This window comes from Akkermansia sp. GGCC_0220 (genome assembly GCF_017566105.1).
Classification (GTDB): Bacteria; Verrucomicrobiota; Verrucomicrobiia; order Verrucomicrobiales; family Akkermansiaceae; genus Akkermansia; species Akkermansia massiliensis.
The window spans coordinates 42,241-59,392 of the sequence record NZ_JABFCI010000014.1 but is presented as its reverse complement, the minus strand read 5'-3'; the positions used below and the strand labels follow the sequence as shown (position 1 = coordinate 59,392).

Genomic DNA, 17,152 nt, shown 5'->3' with positions numbered 1-17,152 from the left:
CGCGGGAAATTCCGCCCCGCCCCGCTACAGGAAAACGGACATGCACCATTACAGCATTTTTGAGCTTTTCAGCATCGGGATAGGACCATCCTCCTCCCATACCGTAGGCCCCATGCGGGCGGCGCACCGTTTTCTGGAACAGATACGCCATTCCCCCCGGCTGCCGGAAATCACGGGCATCCGCTGTGAATGCTACGGCTCCCTGGCGGCCACCGGCCACGGGCACGGCACGGACACGGCCATCATGCTGGGCCTGCTGGGGGAAGAGCCCCACACGGTGGAGCCGCGCAGCATTCCCGGAAAAATCGCCCGCCTGCACCAGCAGGAAACGCTCCCTGTCACGGAGGAAAAAACCGTCCGTTTCTCCCCCACCCGCGACCTGGACCTTTCCCACTACCAGCCTCTGCGCCTGCACCCGAACGGGATGCTGTTCACCGCAGTCAACCAGGAGGGAGAACCGGTGGAAGACGCCGTGTTTTATTCCACGGGGGGCGGCTTCGTCGCTTCCGAGCAGGAGCTTCTGCATCCGGAGGAACCGGACCGGGAGCCGTTCCCCCTCCCCTATGAATCCGCGGAAGAACTGCTGCGCATGGCGGATGAACGGGAATGCCCCCTCTCCTCCATCGTCATGGCCAATGAATGCGCCCTGCTTCCGGAACGGGAAGTCCGTGAAAAGCTGGACCTGATCTGGGCCACCATGAAGCAGTCCATTTCCAGCGGCATGAGCGCGCGCGGCAACCTGCCGGGCGTCCTGCAAGTGCCCCGCCGCGCCAAGACGCTCCGCAAATCCCTTCTGGTGCATGGAGAATCGGCCCTGAAAGACCCTCTCTCCATCATGGACTGGATCAACCTGTACGCCATTGCCGTGAGTGAGGAAAACGCGGCCGGCGGCCGCATCGTCACCGCCCCCACCAACGGAGCGGCGGGGATTGTTCCGGCGGTTCTCAACTACGCCACCAAATTCTGCGTTTCACCGTATCCGGACGCCGTGCATCGCTTCCTGCTCACCGCGGGTGGCATTGCCATCCTGTACAAGAAAAACGCCTCCATCTCCGGCGCGGACGTCGGCTGCCAGGGGGAGGTGGGCGTGGCCTGCTCCATGGCCGCGGCCGCGCTTGCGGAGTACCTGGGAGGAACGCCCCACCAGGTGGAAAACGCCGCGGAAATAGGCATGGAACACAATCTGGGCCTCACCTGCGACCCGATCGCTGGGCTCGTCCAGATACCCTGCATTGAACGCAACGCCATCGCCGCCATCAAGGCCATCAACGCCGCCCGCATTGCCCTGGGCGGCACGGGCGCCCACTTCGTCCCTCTGGACAAAGTCATCCGCACCATGCTGGATACCGGAAGGGACATGCAGTCCAAATACAAGGAAACCGCCCAGGGCGGCCTGGCCGTGAACGTGGTGAATTGCTAAAGGGAAACGGAAATCATCCCATGGGATTCCATGTGCGTCTGTTCCGGTAAAAAACACTCCGGCGGGTTGACAGACACGGGGAGCAAAGGTAGGGTGCGGGCATGTTTTCACGCCTTTTTCTCGCTCTGGCCCTGCTGGCGGGCGGCACGGGACTGTCCCAGGCCGTCCACGTCGTCATGTGCGGCGGTCCCGCCCTCAGACAATGGGAAGGACTGAGAATACAGCCTGACAGGCATGACAACTGGTGGGCCAACTTTGTAAGGGCCTCCACCATCCGCATCGCCCAGATCCAGCAGAAGGACCCCTCCGCCAGAATCACCTGGATCGTTTACCGTCCGGGCTATGCGACACGGGGAAGGGAGGACGGCAAGCCCTATACCCGCTGGATTGCCGACCTGGCTTCCAAGTACAAGATCAAGCTCGTCTGGGTGGACAGCGCGGACCAGGCCATCCGGGCGCTGAATTCCTCCCCGCGCTTCCGCGGAGACTTCGTGGAATCCTTCTACTACTTCGGCCATTCCAACTGTTTTGCGTGGATGCTGGACTACGGCAACAACATCATGGCCGTCTCCACGGAATGGATTCACGAAACAGACCTGAACCGCATCCGCCGGGACATTTTCACCCCGCGGTCCGACTGCTGGAGCTTCGGCTGCTACACGGGGGCCAGCATGTCCGGCTGGTGGAAGCGCATCGTGGGCGTTCCCCTCTGGGGCAACACGGAATCCACCCGCTACGGCCCTGTCTCCGACGGCAGGCTGCCGGAAGGCGTGGGCAAATGGGTTAAATAGGCATGTAATAGTTAACAGTAAATAGTTAATATTGTTTATACCTTGCATATTGACCTGCGCTGTTCATCTGCTGCCGATCCCGTATTGCCTTTCCGGGAAAAAACCTTTATCATCATACCCATGCGGACCGAATTCCGCCATTTTCTGACACAACCATGAACCAAGCACCCCATGTTGCCATCGTCGGCGCCACCGGAGCGGTGGGCGTTGAGATCCTGTCCTGCCTGGAAACACGCAACTTTCCCGTAGGCTCCCTGAAGCTTCTGGCCTCCGCCCGGTCCGCCGGAAAACAGGTCGCCTTCCGGGGAGAAATGCTGACTGTGGAAGAATTGACGGAAAAATCCTTTGACGGCGTGGACATCGCCCTGTTCAGCGCAGGCGGCGGCATTTCCCTGAAGTTCGCCCCCATTGCCGCGGCCGCGGGCTGCGTGGTCATCGACAATTCCTCCGCCTTCCGCCAGGACCCGGACGTGCCCCTGGTGGTGCCGGAAATCAACCCGGAAGCGGCCCTCAACCACCCCCGCAACATCATCGCCAACCCGAACTGCACCACCATCATTACGCTGATGGCCCTCTTCCCCCTGCACCAGCGCTTCGGGCTGAAAACCGTCATCGCCTCCAGCTACCAGGCGGTTTCCGGAAGCGGGCAGCACGGCATTGCGGAACTGGAATCCCAGGTGCGCGCCGTGGTGGACGGCCATCCCGTGGTGAAAAACGTTTATCCGCACCAGATCGCCTTCAACCTTCTTCCCCAGATCGACTCCTTCACGGAAAGCGGCTACACGAAGGAAGAGCTTAAAATGCTCAATGAAGGCCGCAAAATCCTTTCCCTTCCCGACCTCAAGGTGACGTGCACCTGCGTGCGCGTGCCCGTGTACCGCTCCCACTCCATTTCCGTGACTGCCCAGTTTGAGCAGCCCGTGGATGTGGAAACGGCCCGCCGCGCCTATGACGGAAAACCCGGCGTCGCCGTGATGGACAATCCCTCGGAAGGCGTGTGGCCCACCCCGCTGGACAGCACCAACGGGGACACCTGCTACGTGGGGCGCATGCGCATGGACATGGCGATCGACAATGCCCTGACCCTCTGGGTCGTGGGCGACCAGGTCCGGAAAGGGGCAGCCCTGAACGCCGTACAGATTGCGGAACTTCTGGTCGGCCGCTGAACTATATCTACTATCCCCGCCCCCATTCCTTAACGTCATGTGTGAAGAACAATCCCTGAACGACTACATTACAGAACAGTGCGCCTTGATTGACGCCGCGCTGGACAGGCTTCTGCCCGCAGAGGACGAAAGCCCTGAAACCATCCACAAGGCCATGCGCTACAGCATGTTCGCGGGCGGCAAGAGAATGCGCCCCGTGCTCTGCCTGGCGGCCGCGGAAGCCTGCGGCGGTCTGGCGGTGAACGCCCTGGTGCCCGCCTGCGCCGTGGAAATGATGCACACCTATTCCCTTATTCATGACGACCTGCCGGCCATGGACAATGACGACCTGCGCCGCGGCAAGCCCACCAGCCACAAGGCCTTCGGGGAAGGGGTAGCCATTCTGGCGGGAGACGCCCTGCTGACGGAAGCCTTTGCCGTGATCGCCCAGGTGGACGACACGGAACGCTACACTGTCCGGGATTACGTCCGGGAACTGGCGGCTACCGGCGGCAGCACGATGCTCATCGGCGGCCAGATTCTGGACCTGGAAGGGGAGCACAAGCAGCTCTCCGAACCGGAAGTGCGCGCCGTGTACGAAGGGAAGACGGCGGCCCTGCTGACCACGGCCCTCCGCTTCGGCGCCATGTCCGCGAACGCCACGGAAGCCCAGTTGGAAGCCGTCACGGACTTCGGCTACAACCTTGGCCTCGCCTTCCAGGTAATTGATGACATTCTGGACCTGACCGCCTCCACGGAAAAGCTCGGCAAGACCGCCGGCAAGGACGTGAACGCCCAGAAATCCACCTGCCCGGCCCTGATAGGCATGGACGGAGCCCGTTCCGAAGCGAAATGCCGCACCCAGGCGGCCCTGGACGCCCTGATGATCTTCCCGGAAGAACGCCGCACCCGCCTGGTGGAACTGGCCAACTATCTCCTCAACCGCGAATATTAAGCCGCATTTTCTTTCATGCCCGCAGAAACCGTATCCGACAACGTGGAAACCCTGATCAATCTGGCGCTGGCCGAAGACTTCGGCCCCGGGGATGTGACTTCCACATACTTCGTCCCGGAACACCTGACCGCCAGAGCCATTCTGACGCCCCGGAAAAAGGGCGTTCTTTCCGGCGTCAACGTGGCGGCGGAAGTCTTCCGCAAGGTGGACCCCTCCCTGAAGGTGGAAGTCTACCTGCATGACGGGGAGGCCGTGGCGCCCGGCGCCGTGGTGATGCTCATTGAAGGGTCCGCCCGCTCCATCCTGGGAGCGGAACGCACCGCGCTCAACTTCATCCAGCGCCTTTCCGGCGTAGCCACGCTCACCAGGAAATACGTGAAGGCCGTTTCCCACACCAGCGCCCGCATCCTGGACACCCGCAAGACCACTCCCGGCTACCGCCTGCTGGAAAAGGCAGCCGTGGCCCACGGCGGAGGCACCAACCACCGCATGGGCCTTTATGACCGCGCCATGGTGAAGGACAACCACCTGATGACGGACGGCAACACGGAACACCTCCAGCAGTGCATCAACAGGCTGCGCGCGGAAAAGCCCGGCGTGGAAATCCAGCTGGAAGCGGACACCCTGGAACAGGTGGAAGCCTTCCTCAAGCTGGAAGGAGTGGACCACATCCTTCTGGACAACATGACGCCGGAGATGCTGAAGCAGGCCGTCGCCATGCGCGGCGACCGCGCCACGCCCCTGATGGAAGCCAGCGGGGGCGTCAACCTGGACACGGTGGCCGCCATTGCGGAATCCGGCGTGGACTTCGTTTCCGTGGGCTACGTCACCCACTCCGCCCCCTCCCTGGACCTGGGGCTGGATTTCAGCGTGGAATAACACTTACCTTTCACCCTATCATGGACCTGTCCAATTTCAGAGAAGAATACCTCAAGGGCCAGCTTCACAGAAAAGACCTGGCGGAAAACCCCTTTGAACAATTCCAGACCTGGTTTGAACAGGCCTTGAAAGCGGACATTCCGGAACCCAACGCCTTTTCCCTGGCTACGGTGAACGCCCACGGCAGGCCCTCCCTGCGTACGGTGCTGCTCAAATACTTTGACCAGACAGGCTTCGTCTTTTTCACCAACTACGGCAGCCACAAGGCCCATGACATTGAAGAAAACCCGCAGGTCTGCATGATGCTGCCATGGGTGATGCTGGAACGCCAGGTCATCATTTACGGGAAGGCCGTCAAGGTTTCCCGCGCGGAATCCCTGAAATACTTCCTCACCCGTCCCAAGGAATCCCAGCTCGGCGCGTGGGTCTCTCAGCAAAGCTCCGTCATCTCCGGAAGAAAACTGCTGGAAATGAAGCTGATGGAGCTGAAAAACAAATTCTCCAAGGGAGAAATCCCCCTGCCCTCCTTCTGGGGCGGCTACCGGATCATTCCGGACACCTTTGAATTCTGGCAGGGCGGCCCCGGCCGCGTTCACGACCGCTTCATGTACAAGCTCCAGGAAAACGGTTCCTGGACGATCGAACGCCTCCAGCCATGATTACCCGGCGAGCAACAGACCAGGGAGTTGCTTTCCTGGACGTGGAAACACCGCTCTGTACAGCCACCCTGTGCCTGCAAGGGGCGCACCTCACGTCATGGAAGCCGGAGGGGCAGGAAGAATGCCTCTTCCTTTCCCCCAATGCGGTCTTTGCGCCCGGCAAAGCTATCCGCGGCGGCATTCCCGTCTGCTGGCCCTGGTTCGGTCCGCGAAAGGGCGAACCGTCCCACGGCGTGGCGCGCACCTCGGAATGGCGCCTCCATCACCAGGAGACGGACAAGCGGGGGAACGCCCTGCTTTCCCTGGCCTTCTATCCGGAAGACGAATCCTACCCCGCCGCCATCCTGCGCCTGGCGCTGGGCCGCACGCTGGCCATGAAGCTGGAAACCACCGCCCGCATGCAGCCCTGCAAGCTCACGGAAGCCTTTCACAACTACTTTGCCGTCGGCAACCTGACCAAATGCCGCGTACACGGGCTGGACGACGTACCGTTCCGGGAAGAAGCGCCCCAGCCCATGAAGCACGGAGAACGCCCGCTGGCCCCCCTGGGGTGCCTGGACCGCGTTTACGACTGCCCGGCCTGTTCCGGGAAAATCGTGCTGGAAGACTTCGTGCTGAACCGCACCATCACCGTGGAGCGGGACCACGCCTCTTCCGTCATCATCTGGAACCCGGGACAGCAGGGAGCCGGAAACATGGCGGATCTGGGCGCGGAATCCTGGAACAAATTCCTGTGCGTGGAAATGGGCAATGCCGGTTCCCGCTGCATTCCCCTCGCCTCCGGACAATCCCACACCCTGTGCCAGAAAATCACGGTGGGACCGCTGGAATAGCAGGCATTCCCCCTCCCTTCCGCCTCCGGATGAACGGACGGCTGGCAGGAAACCCCATGCGCGGGGAATGACCTCCCAGGCCGTTCCGTACCGCTTCCGGACAGGGGAGCATGAAGAACGGCAGCCTTTCCGTCCTTCCCTTCAAAAGGTGAAATTGGACTCCTCCGGAACTTTTGTTCCCTGAATCATCCCTCCGTGGAGCTCTCCGGCAGGATTCGGCTTGCAAAAACCCCCCTTTTAAGGTTTGGTAGATTCCGAGCCTTTTGGCGCGTTCCCTACCAAGATGCATACAAACCCACCTTCCGATGTTGGCAATGCCGCAACCTTCATTGCGGAAATTTACGGTCAGGATGTCTTCAACATGGAGACCATGCGCAACTACCTGCCCCGTCCCGTCTACAAGAAACTGCTGGCTACCATCCGCAAGGACGAAAAGCTGGACCCGGACATTGCCAATGAAGTGGCCCAGGCCATGATGACGTGGGCTCTGGAAAAGGGCGCCAGCCATTACACCCACTGGTTCCAGCCCCTCAACGGAAGCACGGCGGAAAAGCATGACTCCTTCGTGGACGTGGACCCGGAAGGAAACCTGGAACTCAAATTCTCCGGAAAGAGCCTGGTTCAGGGCGAGCCGGACGCCTCCAGCTTCCCCTCCGGCGGCCTCCGCGCCACCTTTGAAGCCCGCGGCTACACTGCCTGGGATCCCACCAGCCCCGCCTTCATCAAGCGCACGGAAAACGGCGCCACCCTCTGCATCCCCACCGCCTTCTGCTCCTATAAGGGACAGGCGCTGGACAAAAAGACTCCCCTTCTCCGCTCCATGACCGCCGTCACCCGCCAGGCCAGGCGCCTGCTGTCCTGCTTCGGCGGCCCGTCCAACATCCACGTCAGCGCCGATCTGGGCGCGGAGCAGGAATACTTCCTGGTGGACAAGCAGCTTTACGCCCTGCGCCCGGACCTGATGATGTGCGGCCGCACCCTCTTCGGCAACGTCCCCCCCAAGCACCAGCAGATGGAAGACCACTACTTCGGCTCCATCAAGGACCGCGTGCTGGAATTCATGGTGGACGTGGACGAAGCCCTCTGGAAACTTGGCATTCCGGCCAAAACGCGCCACAATGAAGTTGCGCCCGGCCAGTTTGAAATTGCGCCCATCTTTGAAAGCCAGAACCTGGCCGTGGACCACAACATGCTGGTCATGGAAGTGCTCCGCAAGACCGCCAACAAGCATGACATGGTCTGCCTGCTGCATGAAAAGCCCTTCTCCGGCATGAACGGCTCCGGCAAGCACAACAACTGGTCCCTCTCCGCCCCCGGTTACGGCAGCCTGCTCAACCCGGGTTCCAGCCCGCAGGAAAACGCCATCTTCCTCACCCTGCTCTGCGCCACGATCAAGGCCGTGGACGAACACGCGGACCTGCTGCGCGCCTCCGTCGCCAAATCCGGCAACGAACACCGCCTGGGCGCCCATGAAGCGCCTCCGGCCATCATCTCCATCTTTCTGGGGGATCTGCTGGATGAAATCATTGAGCAAATTGAAAAGGGCGGCACCAAAAAGGCGTGCACCCAGAAAACCATCAACATCGGCGTGGATACCCTGCCCATGTTCCCTCTGGACGCCTCCGACAGGAACCGCACCAGCCCCTTCGCCTTCACGGGCAATAAATTCGAATTCCGCGCCGTAGGCTCCTCCCAGACCTGCGCCTGGCCCATGACGGTGCTCAACACCATCGTGGCGGAAAGCCTGGATGAAATCTGCACCATCCTGGAACCTGTCAAGGACAAGCCGGAGGAATTCCATGCCACGCTGAACAAGCTGCTTCAGAACATCATCAAGAAGCACAAGCGCATCCTTTTCAGCGGAGACGGCTACGGAGAAGCCTGGATTGAAGAAGCGGAACGCCGCAAACTGCCCAACGTTCCCGGCACCATTGAAGCCCTGGCCGCGCTGGAAACGCCCAAGGCCAAGGCCCTCTTTGAAAAATACAAGGTGGTCAGCCCCGTGGAGCTCCACGCCCGCCATGAAATCCAGACGGAAATCTTCCACAAGGAAATCAGCATTGAAGCGGAAACCGCCCTTCTGATGGTGGAAACCCTCTACATCCCCGCCGTGACGGAACAGCTCACGCAGCTCACCACCGCCATAGCCCAGATGAAAGCCGCCGGAATCAAGGCGGGCATGAAAGCCACCGCGGACCGCGCCAACCAGATCGGCACGCTGCTGGACCTTCTCCCCACCCAGGTGCAGGAACTCCGCTGCGCCGTGGACAAAGCCGAGACGAAGGTCATCCAGACGGGCATGGACAATCTAAGAAGCACCATCGACATGCTGGAAAGCCTGACGGACGCAGACCTGTGGCCCGTTCCCACCTATGCGGAACTGCTCTTTCTGTAAAACAAAGGGCTCCCTCCGGAACAGAAAATAACTGGCTATCAACCATAAACATCACTTATTCCAGTACCTTCCCCAAGAAAAAGGGCAAATTAATCGCCTGACGGATTGACAAAACAGCCAAAATAGTTATCCTTTCCGTCCGGTTGTGCATAGGCCGCTTAGACGGACGGCACTGAATCTAGTAATTCACAAGAAGCATCTTTCAACATCATGAGCAAGAGGACTTATCAACCATCCAAGCGTTGCCGCAAGCGTCAGTTCGGATTCCGTGCACGCATGGCTACCAAGAACGGAGCAGACATCATTCGCCGCCGCCGCGCCAAAGGCCGCAAGCGCCTGCTTCCCAAGGGAGCCGAAATCCAGTACAAGCGCCATACCATCCAGCACGGCCGTTAATTCAGCCGCCAGGACTTGGTTAACGCCTCCTTGGAACTTTTTCACGGGCCGACCCGCGGGAGATGCGTCTTACTCGTCAACAAAGCATGACCAGGGCATTCCAATTTGCCCGGGTGCGCAACGAGGGACCATCCGTAGCAGGTCGGCTTATTGTTTTAAGTGCAGCCCCGCTGGAACATCCGGAGGAACCCTCCAAATTCGGCATCATCTGCACGAAAAAAATCGGCTGCGCCGTCGTCCGCAACAAGCTGCGGAGACGCGTACGGGAAATCCTGAGGGCGCACGGAGCCCCCTTTGAACACGGCGTGCACCTGGTGTGCGTCCTCCGCTGGCGGGCCGTGGAAGCCAGCTATGCAGACCTGGAGCGGGACTGGCAGAAAGCCGCCCGCAAGCTCAAACTTCAACTTCTTTCCCGGGAACAAGACAAAGCATGATGAAATGGCTGCTCATTGCCCTGGTACGGGGCTACCAAACCTTCATCAGCGCCCCCCTGCATGCGCTGGGGGGCCCCGGCAGCGGCTGCCGCTATACTCCCTCCTGTTCCCAGTACTTCATCCAGGCCGTCCGGGTCCATGGAGCCTGGCGCGGCTTTCTTCTTGGCTCATGGCGCATTTTAAGATGCAACCCGTGGGGCGGTTCAGGGTATGATCCTGTGCCTCCGGCCCGCACGCCGCATTAAATTACCTTTCTCTCCCCTCCCTCTCAACCAACTTCAATCAAGCTATATCACATTATGGATCGCACAGCATGGATCGTCATAGGCGTTTGCGCCGCCCTTCTGGGCCTGAACATTTACATGGGCAACAATAAAAAGGAAGAGCCCGTCCCCGCCGCCCCGGCTCCCGTCCAGCAGACGGCCGCCGCTCCGGCAAGCGTCCCGGCTCCCGGAGCACAGGCGCCCGCCGCTCCCAGCGCCCCGGAACAGCCTTCCGCCAGCAAGGCCCTTGAAGAAGACAAGACCAGCCCGATCACGCTGACGGCCACGCAGGAAGCGGACGGCAAGCAGGAACCCTTCATCACGTACACCTTCAACCGCATCGGCGGCTCCATCGGCGCCGTTACCCTCCACAACGACATTGTGGACTCCCAAAAAGTCGCGGACCACAACATCACCATCAACGAAGCCCAGCAGAGGGGCATTGGCGAGCTTGTCTTCAACATGGACGCCACCCAGGACCCGTCCTATGACAACACCGTGTACAAGGAAGTCAGCCGCACGGCGGACTCCGTCACCCTGGAGGGCTATGATCCCGCACGGCAGCTCTTCATCTCCAAGACCTACACCCTGCACCCCGTCAAGAATCTGGAAGGAAAAGTACTGCCCGGCAGCAAGTACCTCATCCGCCTGACCGTCTCCCTGCTCAACAAATCCTCCAACGTCCAGGATCTGCGCTACATGGGCATCTTCGGCGGCAGCGCCTACCCCATCGCCAAGAGTGAACCGAAGGACACCTACACCCACTTCTTCTACCATGCGGACGGTTCCCTGGAACAGGAAGTGCCCTCCTATTTCACGGGCGGCTTTTTCAGCACCGCAAAGGCCCGCGTCCTGGAAGGCCCCTTGCAGGACCTGACCTATGCCGGCGTGATGAGCCAGTACTACGCCACCATTCTTCTTCCCCAGAACGAGTCCAAGGGCTCCACCGTGTACGCCACCCGCCAGGAATTCCCGCTGGCGCATGAAAACAACACACTGGTGCCCGGCGTCACCGTAGCCATGGGCATCCCCAACCTGACCATGGCGCCCAACGAAATAAAGACGCTCACCTACGACATCTACACCGGTCCCAAATTCAACGCCTACCTGCGCGACCTGAACCTCACCTACCCCGCCATCAGCGACATCATGGCGTACGGCTGGCTCGTCTTCCTGAGCGTGCCGATGAACTGGCTGCTCAACCTCTTCCACGGATGGTTCGGAAACTGGGGCGTGGCCATCATCTGCATGACCATCGTCGTCCGCGCGCTCATCTGGCCGCTGCACAAGAAATCCTACATGGCCATGAAGCGCATGTCCCTGGTTCAGCCGGAGATGGCCAAGCTCAAGGAAAAATATCCGGACGACCCCCAGAAGGTGAACATGGAGATGATGAAGCTGTACCAGAAATACGGCATCAACCCTGCCAGCGGCTGCGTGCCCATGCTCATCCAGATCCCCATCTTCTTCGCCTTCTACCGCGTGCTCCAGTATTCCGCGGAGCTGAGGGGGCAGCCCTTCTGCCTGTGGATGACGGACCTGTCCCTGCCCGACACCGTAGGCCACCTGTTCGGCATCCCGATCAACATCCTGCCTCTCATCATGGCCGTGACCATGATTGTCCAGATGCGGATGACCCCGCAGGCGGGCGAACGCTCCCAGCGCATCATCATGAACCTGATGCCCCTGATGTTCTTCCTCTTCTGTTATAACTTCGCTTCCGCCCTGGCCCTGTACTGGACCACGCAGAACCTGATTTCCATCGGCCAGACGGCCCTCATCCGCCGCCTGCCCATGCCCGTGCTCTCCGCCGCCAAAAAGAAGAAGCCCGGCTTCTTCCAGAGGATGATGGACCAGCAGCGCGTGGCCCTGGAGGAACAGCAGCGCAAGGCCAAGGGCCGCAACATGCGCAACATAACGCCCAAGAAGTAGGGGCGCGCCTTTACTCTCTCTTCCCTGCAAGTGCGGCTGTTCACACGGCCGCACTTTTTTATGGGTTATAAAAAACGTACCTCTCCCGACGGGGATTTTCGAATTCCTTCTATTTAAATACCGAAAGACGCTAATCAAAAAATCTCCTGTCCGGCCCCTCTGCACCATCTTCAGACAAGGGACTTACGGAAACAACCGTACAACTGGCATTATCCGCATGGCAGGAAGAAAGAAAGCGGACGGAATGGAACAGGGACTGCACGGAGGAAGCAAGATGTTCCCTCTGCCTCATTTCACAATCGGGCCCTTTCCAATACATAGGGGAGGAGGCATCGGACAATGACGCGGCAATCAAAAAATCATCAAGAACGCCCCAGACTCCATCCGTACAAAGGAAAAACAAATCTCCACGCTCATATTCCAACTCCCGGTAGCCCATCTTGGGAGGAATGCTTCCTCCCAGGGCCTTGATCAACTGATGCCTTGATCTGTTCCCATTCACCTCATCTGCGGATAAAAGTCCCTGGTCCACCAAAAGCTGAGCCACATTATCATCCTTGCTCCTGAAACAGATTTTACTGCCGCGCAAATGATACGCGCGGCAGTCTCCTACATGACCAATATAACATCGTCCGGACCGGTGCAACAGGACAGATGTTACGGAGGCTCGGCCGCCACGGTAAGTTTCCACCCGGACTTTTTCATTGGCACAGAGGAAAAAGGATTCCAGCCATAAACGGGGCTCCGGAGTAGGCATGCCTACGCTAGCCTTCCAATATCTGGAAGCCGTTTTAATAACTGCCCGGGAAGCCTCCGCCCCAAGAGAGTGACCTCCGGCTCCGTCTACAATCACGAAAAAAGCCCACTCCTCATTATTCCAGTAACCCGAAGAATCCTGCTGTTCCTTCCGGTCTCCCAGCATGGAATCACTGCACATGAACAACCAGTTTTTTTGGAGGAAACAACTGAAACGCTGTTCGTCCGACAAGCACTCTCGTTCGGACACATCCCCGGAACACCTCTGCATATCCCAGGAAATGGAAGAAATGGGGATTTCTCCGAGTTCTTCCCAATCCCTCCTTTCCAATTCTCCGGCAGATTCAGTCTCTCCTCCGGGGATCATTTCCTCCGGCCAAAAAAAATTCTCATCGCAGAGAGCTACAAAAACAAGCTTCAAATCTCCCAGACGAATCTCTTCCCTCCCCAAAAGGATAAAGGAGCCTGCCACCCTCTCTCCATTAACAAAAACAGGAAAATTCTCCTCACCGCAGACGTTCAATTTAAACAACCGGTCATCTTTCGTCAGGGAAATGGAACAGTGAGACTCTTCCGCCACTCCCTCATACTCTTCCGAGATAACCAGTGTATTGCTCTCAGCCGTCCCCATGGAAGCTTTTCCATAAGTTAGCGGGAAAAACTTTCCGCAATCCACGCCGGAAACAATCACCATCCACCCCACGACCAATGAATCAGGGAAAGGGCCGCAGGACGGCCTCCCTCCGGCAGACAACATCTTTTCCTGCTGTATCATGCCCTCTTTTTCAATTCATTAATCCAGACGGATGCAGACGCGAATCTGTCTTCTCTCCGAACCTGGAGGGCACGGTCCAGGCTCTTCAGGAAGCCGGATGAGTACCGGCTCTGCAAATGCCTGTCGGAAGCCAATCCTGTCTGATGAGCACTGCAAAACCGCTGGTCACCGCGTATTAACGGCTCACCGGTTATCAGAAAATAGAAACAGGAAGCCAGGGAATATACCTCGGCGCGGGAATCATAAGCTCCCCCTTTCAGCAGAGTTTCAGGAGCCGCCACATTCACATCATGAACAACCGTAGTCTGGACGTCCCGTTCTCTCTCCAGAAGGCAGAACATTCCTTGAATCACCATGTTCTGACGTGCTTCATCCCAAAAAATGGAATTCAGGGAAATATTGCCATGCAAGACATTTCGCTCGTGCATATAAGAGACGGCGTCCAGAAGAAGCATCATCTTCTTCTCCAACCTGTCTGAAGACATTCCAGCCAGGTCCTTCATTTTCTCCGGCAGGGAGGCGCCCTCCGGAGGCATTTCATGGACAGCTATCCCGCTCCCCAATACTCTGTAAACGCCAAGCACTTTCCCCAGGGACGCATGGGAAAGCTCCGCAGCCGTACTGTAAAATTTCAGAAACCTCTCCAGCATCTTTGCAAAGGCTGCCTCCTTCCCGGGAACCGCGGCAAAATCAAATTCCCGGGCCTCCCTGGATACCATGCTCACAGGAGCAAATTCCTGGACAAGCACGCCTTCTCCGCTTTTCCTGTCCTGTGCCTTGTAAATACAATAGTACGGATCCAGGGAGTATACGCTTTCCAGTTGATACGCGCCCAATTTAACGCCTTCCGGAAGAGGAATGATATACATGGCAGTTTATATCCGCTGCATCCGGCATGGGAAAACACCGGAGGGGGGGTGAGCTTTTTTCCCTAAAGTTCATTATCCTTCACAAGCACCAAAAGGTCTTCCAGCAACAGGCAGCGGTCCTTGATGAGACTGATCTCCAAACTCAGGGCGTTTACATTGAACCATCCGTCTTCCACAACTTCCGCATTCCCGCCTTTAAGGCACAATCTGTAAAATGATAAAGTCACATCCCTCTCAGAAATCCAGGCCCGCTGAGACTTTTTCAGCTCCGCAATCATGGAGGAACGGGCTGCATAATACTTCATTAATGCCTGATAAGCCTTGTTGAGCCTTCTATCCCAATAGGCGAAAAGCTCTCCCCGGACGATGTTTGCCGCCCTGTCGCCAGTACTCTCATCCAACCTTGCGGTCAGCTCCGTCAATTCGGGATCCTCCTTGCCGGGAGTGTTAACGGGTGCGGGTTCCTGGGCCGGCGCAAAAACGGTTCCCAACAGGGCTGCCATCATCACGGTTATTGTTTTTTTCTTCATGTGATTTCTTATTTTTATATCCATTTTCCCGTTAAAGATCATTCAACTTAACGGTATCCAGAAGCTCTTCCAAAATGGCGCAGCGGGTTTCAATAAAGTCAAGCTGCAGTCTAGTTATGTTGGCCCGGAACCATTCGTCTTCAGGCTCATTTTCCTCTCCTCCCTTCAAGCACAACCCGTACGCCTCCTCCGTCGCATCACGGCAGGCGATCCAGTTCCTTTGCGCCGTTCTCAATTTGCCGGCTACTGACGGGTTCTTCGCGTAATGGGCCATAAGGGCCTGATAAACCCTCTTAAGCCGGCCATCCCAATACTCTATAAGATCATACCTGAGTATGGTGGCCTGCCGGCCGGTAATCTCTCCTTTGAATTTCTCACGTATTTCAGCAAGTTCGGGGTCCACGAACTTTTCATCCAGCATGATGGTGATTTCAACCAACTTTTTGGAAGTCTGGTCCTTGTTGCATGTAAGATATCCTTTAAGCACCCCCTTGTAGTAACGACGTCCGCCTTTATCCGTAAAGATGATCGTTGCCGGAGACGGATTCTTTCCGCAGGCTTTTTCGTAGGACGCTTCTCCGGATAAAATGTAACGCCTGTATTGGCTGGGGTCCTTCTCATAATACTCTCCGCCAATGGGCGCCTCTTTCGTTTTGTCCACATAAACGGCGGTAATAAGGGCGGAAGTCCCCTTCGGTTCATATCTGGTAATTTTGCTCTCTGCGCCCTCATAGGACAGTCCATCCGAAAAGTGCAGGGAATCCTTCTCCTGTCCGTTCTGATAGACAATACTGCATTGCGCTTCTGCCACTGCCAGGGAGGAGGGGGCCTGAACATCTCCGGCGAACGAGCAAACGCCACCCATAATGGCAATGACAGCCCATACTGCATCTTTCATGATTGTATTCAATATCTTAACCATTTTCTTATGACCAATTTGTTTTAATTTCAGATCCCGGCATCTCCATTCGCCTCTTACCCTGGGGTGTCAAAGACCGTTTCCTTGAACCAGTCCAAGGAGTTCTTCCAGAATTCGGCATCTCTCCTCGACAAGATCAATGAACAGGCAATTTATATTTGCCGCATACCAGCCGTTCTCCGGAAGGTCTTTTCTTCCCCTCTTCATGCATTTTCCGTAAGTTTTCACGGTTGCGTCCCGGTAGGTGATCCAGGCCTGCTGGGATGCCTCCAGCTGCTCCGCCAGTTCCGGACGTTCCGAATAATGCTTCAATAATTTCCGGTAGACCTTTTCCAGCCTTTTCTCCCAATATGCCCATAGTTCCACTCTGAGCATATTAACCACCATTTCCTGGTTGGGCCTGTCAAACTGACGGAGCAAGCGAGTCAAGACAGCATCCTCACGGCACATGTCCTCCCCGTCTTTTCCCAGGGCGGGGGAAAAGAAAAATACCGTAAAAAGAACGGCAGGAGGAAAGAGAGAAGATTTCATATCAACCCCAAAGCCTTAAATTACTTGAAAATCGCATGACGTCCATGAAACATACGTGAGAGGTGAACCTGGCTGCGTTGCTTCTCCTTTCGTTTCCTTATTCGGGTACGGTGATCGTGATGCTGACCAGCTTCACCCCTTTGGGATAAGTATGCGACCACCTGTCACACATAAGAGTCCCGCTCAATGTGCCTTTCCATGTATTCCCCTTCTTCCCGGTAAAAGTAATTGAGGCAGGCGCAAATTCCACGCCTTGCCCTTCATTGAAGACGCCGTCCAGGATTTTGTCCCTGGTTTTCTCGGACATATTCTTTTCCCCGGAAATGAGATAGTAGAATTCGATTACTCGTGTTCCCGTCTCTGCGGCGTTAAGCCAATTCAAAACAATTTGCGCGGAAGCGCCGTCGGGAGCGTATTTCAATAAGAAGGCATGATCATCCTTGAGTGTCAGCTGCTGTGAAAAGATCTGATTATCCATCTGATACTCAAATTCAATCGTCGCGCCCTTGATGGAGTCGGGAGCCTGGATATCCGCGCAGAACGCGCTGGCCCCGCAAACGATGGCTGTTGCGGATAAGGATAACAATGTAGTTACATTCATGTTTTTTCTTTCTGTTGTTATTGTTTTTGTTCGGCAAAGAACGGCATATTTCATGCCGTTTCTGCAAGG

General features: G+C 57.4%; 18 protein-coding genes. 12 read left to right on the top strand and 6 right to left on the bottom strand.

Annotated features, from left to right (window positions below; genetic code table 11):
• The first annotated feature begins 40 nt into the window (after positions 1-40).
• The 12 genes from HJW02_RS10215 to yidC all read left to right on the top strand — a co-directional run bounded on the left by HJW02_RS10215 (position 41) and on the right by yidC (position 12,102).
• The gene (locus HJW02_RS10215) at positions 41-1,420 is read left to right on the top strand and encodes an L-serine ammonia-lyase (protein ID WP_102722766.1); all 1,380 of its coding nucleotides are present in this window, start codon (positions 41-43) and stop codon (positions 1,418-1,420) included.
• A 101-nt stretch (positions 1,421-1,521) separates the two neighbouring features.
• Positions 1,522-2,211 (top strand): hypothetical protein, encoded by a 690-nt coding sequence (locus tag HJW02_RS10210; protein WP_102722767.1) that lies wholly within the window; start codon positions 1,522-1,524, stop codon positions 2,209-2,211.
• 155 nt (positions 2,212-2,366) lie between these two features.
• Positions 2,367-3,377 (top strand): aspartate-semialdehyde dehydrogenase, encoded by a 1,011-nt coding sequence (locus HJW02_RS10205; protein ID WP_022396022.1) that lies wholly within the window; start codon positions 2,367-2,369, stop codon positions 3,375-3,377.
• A 37-nt stretch (positions 3,378-3,414) separates the two neighbouring features.
• Complete coding sequence (locus tag HJW02_RS10200; RefSeq protein ID WP_022396021.1) at positions 3,415-4,311, top strand: polyprenyl synthetase family protein; 897 nt, start codon at positions 3,415-3,417, stop codon at positions 4,309-4,311.
• A 15-nt stretch (positions 4,312-4,326) separates the two neighbouring features.
• A complete protein-coding gene (nadC, locus tag HJW02_RS10195) occupies positions 4,327-5,190 on the top strand; it encodes a carboxylating nicotinate-nucleotide diphosphorylase (RefSeq protein WP_022396020.1) in 864 nt (287 codons plus the stop codon).
• A gap of 20 nt (positions 5,191-5,210) precedes the next feature.
• Entirely contained in the window at positions 5,211-5,849 is a 639-nt protein-coding gene (gene pdxH, locus HJW02_RS10190; RefSeq protein WP_022396019.1) for a pyridoxamine 5'-phosphate oxidase, read from the top strand.
• Positions 5,846-6,682 (top strand): D-hexose-6-phosphate mutarotase, encoded by an 837-nt coding sequence (locus HJW02_RS10185; RefSeq protein ID WP_102722768.1) that lies wholly within the window; start codon positions 5,846-5,848, stop codon positions 6,680-6,682. Before pdxH ends, HJW02_RS10185 begins: the two co-directional genes overlap by 4 nt.
• 283 nt (positions 6,683-6,965) lie before the next feature.
• Complete coding sequence (locus tag HJW02_RS10180; RefSeq protein ID WP_102722798.1) at positions 6,966-9,077, top strand: glutamine synthetase III; 2,112 nt, start codon at positions 6,966-6,968, stop codon at positions 9,075-9,077.
• A 210-nt stretch (positions 9,078-9,287) separates the two neighbouring features.
• Entirely contained in the window at positions 9,288-9,473 is a 186-nt protein-coding gene (rpmH, locus tag HJW02_RS10175; RefSeq protein WP_012420297.1) for a 50S ribosomal protein L34, read from the top strand.
• A gap of 62 nt (positions 9,474-9,535) precedes the next feature.
• Complete coding sequence (gene rnpA, locus HJW02_RS10170) at positions 9,536-9,907, top strand: ribonuclease P protein component (RefSeq protein ID WP_180970901.1); 372 nt, start codon at positions 9,536-9,538, stop codon at positions 9,905-9,907.
• Positions 9,904-10,152: a membrane protein insertion efficiency factor YidD gene (gene yidD, locus HJW02_RS10165; protein WP_022396015.1), complete on the top strand. Its 249-nt coding sequence runs from the start codon at positions 9,904-9,906 to the stop codon at positions 10,150-10,152. The genes rnpA and yidD overlap by 4 nt, the downstream gene beginning before the upstream one ends.
• A gap of 54 nt (positions 10,153-10,206) precedes the next feature.
• Positions 10,207-12,102, top strand: coding sequence for a membrane protein insertase YidC (yidC, locus tag HJW02_RS10160; RefSeq protein ID WP_102722769.1), 1,896 nt, complete (start codon positions 10,207-10,209; stop codon positions 12,100-12,102).
• A gap of 130 nt (positions 12,103-12,232) precedes the next feature.
• Here yidC and HJW02_RS10155 read toward each other — a convergent pair whose 3' ends face one another.
• The 6 genes from HJW02_RS10155 to HJW02_RS10130 form a co-directional block, all read right to left on the bottom strand.
• On the bottom strand, positions 12,233-13,633 hold the full coding sequence (locus tag HJW02_RS10155; RefSeq protein WP_102722770.1) for a protein phosphatase 2C domain-containing protein: 1,401 nt from the start codon (positions 13,631-13,633) through the stop codon (positions 12,233-12,235).
• Complete coding sequence (locus HJW02_RS10150) at positions 13,630-14,502, bottom strand: protein kinase (RefSeq protein ID WP_102722771.1); 873 nt, start codon at positions 14,500-14,502, stop codon at positions 13,630-13,632. The genes HJW02_RS10155 and HJW02_RS10150 overlap by 4 nt, the downstream gene beginning before the upstream one ends.
• Before the next feature lie 62 nt (positions 14,503-14,564).
• On the bottom strand, positions 14,565-15,032 hold the full coding sequence (locus HJW02_RS10145) for a lysozyme inhibitor LprI family protein (RefSeq protein WP_180976250.1): 468 nt from the start codon (positions 15,030-15,032) through the stop codon (positions 14,565-14,567).
• A gap of 31 nt (positions 15,033-15,063) precedes the next feature.
• Positions 15,064-15,930, bottom strand: a complete 867-nt coding sequence (locus HJW02_RS10140) for a lysozyme inhibitor LprI family protein (RefSeq protein WP_180971843.1) — start codon at positions 15,928-15,930, stop codon at positions 15,064-15,066.
• 90 nt (positions 15,931-16,020) lie between these two features.
• Positions 16,021-16,380 (bottom strand): lysozyme inhibitor LprI family protein, encoded by a 360-nt coding sequence (locus HJW02_RS10135; protein ID WP_180970903.1) that lies wholly within the window; start codon positions 16,378-16,380, stop codon positions 16,021-16,023.
• A gap of 199 nt (positions 16,381-16,579) precedes the next feature.
• Positions 16,580-17,137 (bottom strand): hypothetical protein, encoded by a 558-nt coding sequence (locus tag HJW02_RS10130; protein ID WP_146018108.1) that lies wholly within the window; start codon positions 17,135-17,137, stop codon positions 16,580-16,582.
• Positions 17,138-17,152: the final 15 nt, after the last annotated feature.

Excerpts from the sequence above, each read along its gene's own strand:
- HJW02_RS10215 (WP_102722766.1), top strand. The coding sequence starts at position 41 with ATGCACCATTACAGCATTTTTGAGCTTTTCAGCATCGGGATAGGACCA.
- HJW02_RS10210 (WP_102722767.1), top strand. The coding sequence starts at position 1,522 with ATGTTTTCACGCCTTTTTCTCGCTCTGGCCCTGCTGGCGGGCGGCACG.
- HJW02_RS10205 (WP_022396022.1), top strand. The coding sequence starts at position 2,367 with ATGAACCAAGCACCCCATGTTGCCATCGTCGGCGCCACCGGAGCGGTG.
- HJW02_RS10200 (WP_022396021.1), top strand. The coding sequence starts at position 3,415 with ATGTGTGAAGAACAATCCCTGAACGACTACATTACAGAACAGTGCGCC.
- nadC (WP_022396020.1), top strand. The coding sequence starts at position 4,327 with ATGCCCGCAGAAACCGTATCCGACAACGTGGAAACCCTGATCAATCTG.
- pdxH (WP_022396019.1), top strand. The coding sequence starts at position 5,211 with ATGGACCTGTCCAATTTCAGAGAAGAATACCTCAAGGGCCAGCTTCAC.
- HJW02_RS10185 (WP_102722768.1), top strand. The coding sequence starts at position 5,846 with ATGATTACCCGGCGAGCAACAGACCAGGGAGTTGCTTTCCTGGACGTG.
- HJW02_RS10180 (WP_102722798.1), top strand. The coding sequence starts at position 6,966 with ATGCATACAAACCCACCTTCCGATGTTGGCAATGCCGCAACCTTCATT.
- rpmH (WP_012420297.1), top strand. The coding sequence starts at position 9,288 with ATGAGCAAGAGGACTTATCAACCATCCAAGCGTTGCCGCAAGCGTCAG.
- rnpA (WP_180970901.1), top strand. The coding sequence starts at position 9,536 with ATGCGTCTTACTCGTCAACAAAGCATGACCAGGGCATTCCAATTTGCC.
- yidD (WP_022396015.1), top strand. The coding sequence starts at position 9,904 with ATGATGAAATGGCTGCTCATTGCCCTGGTACGGGGCTACCAAACCTTC.
- yidC (WP_102722769.1), top strand. The coding sequence starts at position 10,207 with ATGGATCGCACAGCATGGATCGTCATAGGCGTTTGCGCCGCCCTTCTG.
- HJW02_RS10155 (WP_102722770.1), bottom strand. The coding sequence starts at position 13,633 with ATGATACAGCAGGAAAAGATGTTGTCTGCCGGAGGGAGGCCGTCCTGC.
- HJW02_RS10150 (WP_102722771.1), bottom strand. The coding sequence starts at position 14,502 with ATGTATATCATTCCTCTTCCGGAAGGCGTTAAATTGGGCGCGTATCAA.
- HJW02_RS10145 (WP_180976250.1), bottom strand. The coding sequence starts at position 15,032 with ATGAAGAAAAAAACAATAACCGTGATGATGGCAGCCCTGTTGGGAACC.
- HJW02_RS10140 (WP_180971843.1), bottom strand. The coding sequence starts at position 15,930 with ATGAAAGATGCAGTATGGGCTGTCATTGCCATTATGGGTGGCGTTTGC.
- HJW02_RS10130 (WP_146018108.1), bottom strand. The coding sequence starts at position 17,137 with ATGAAATATGCCGTTCTTTGCCGAACAAAAACAATAACAACAGAAAGA.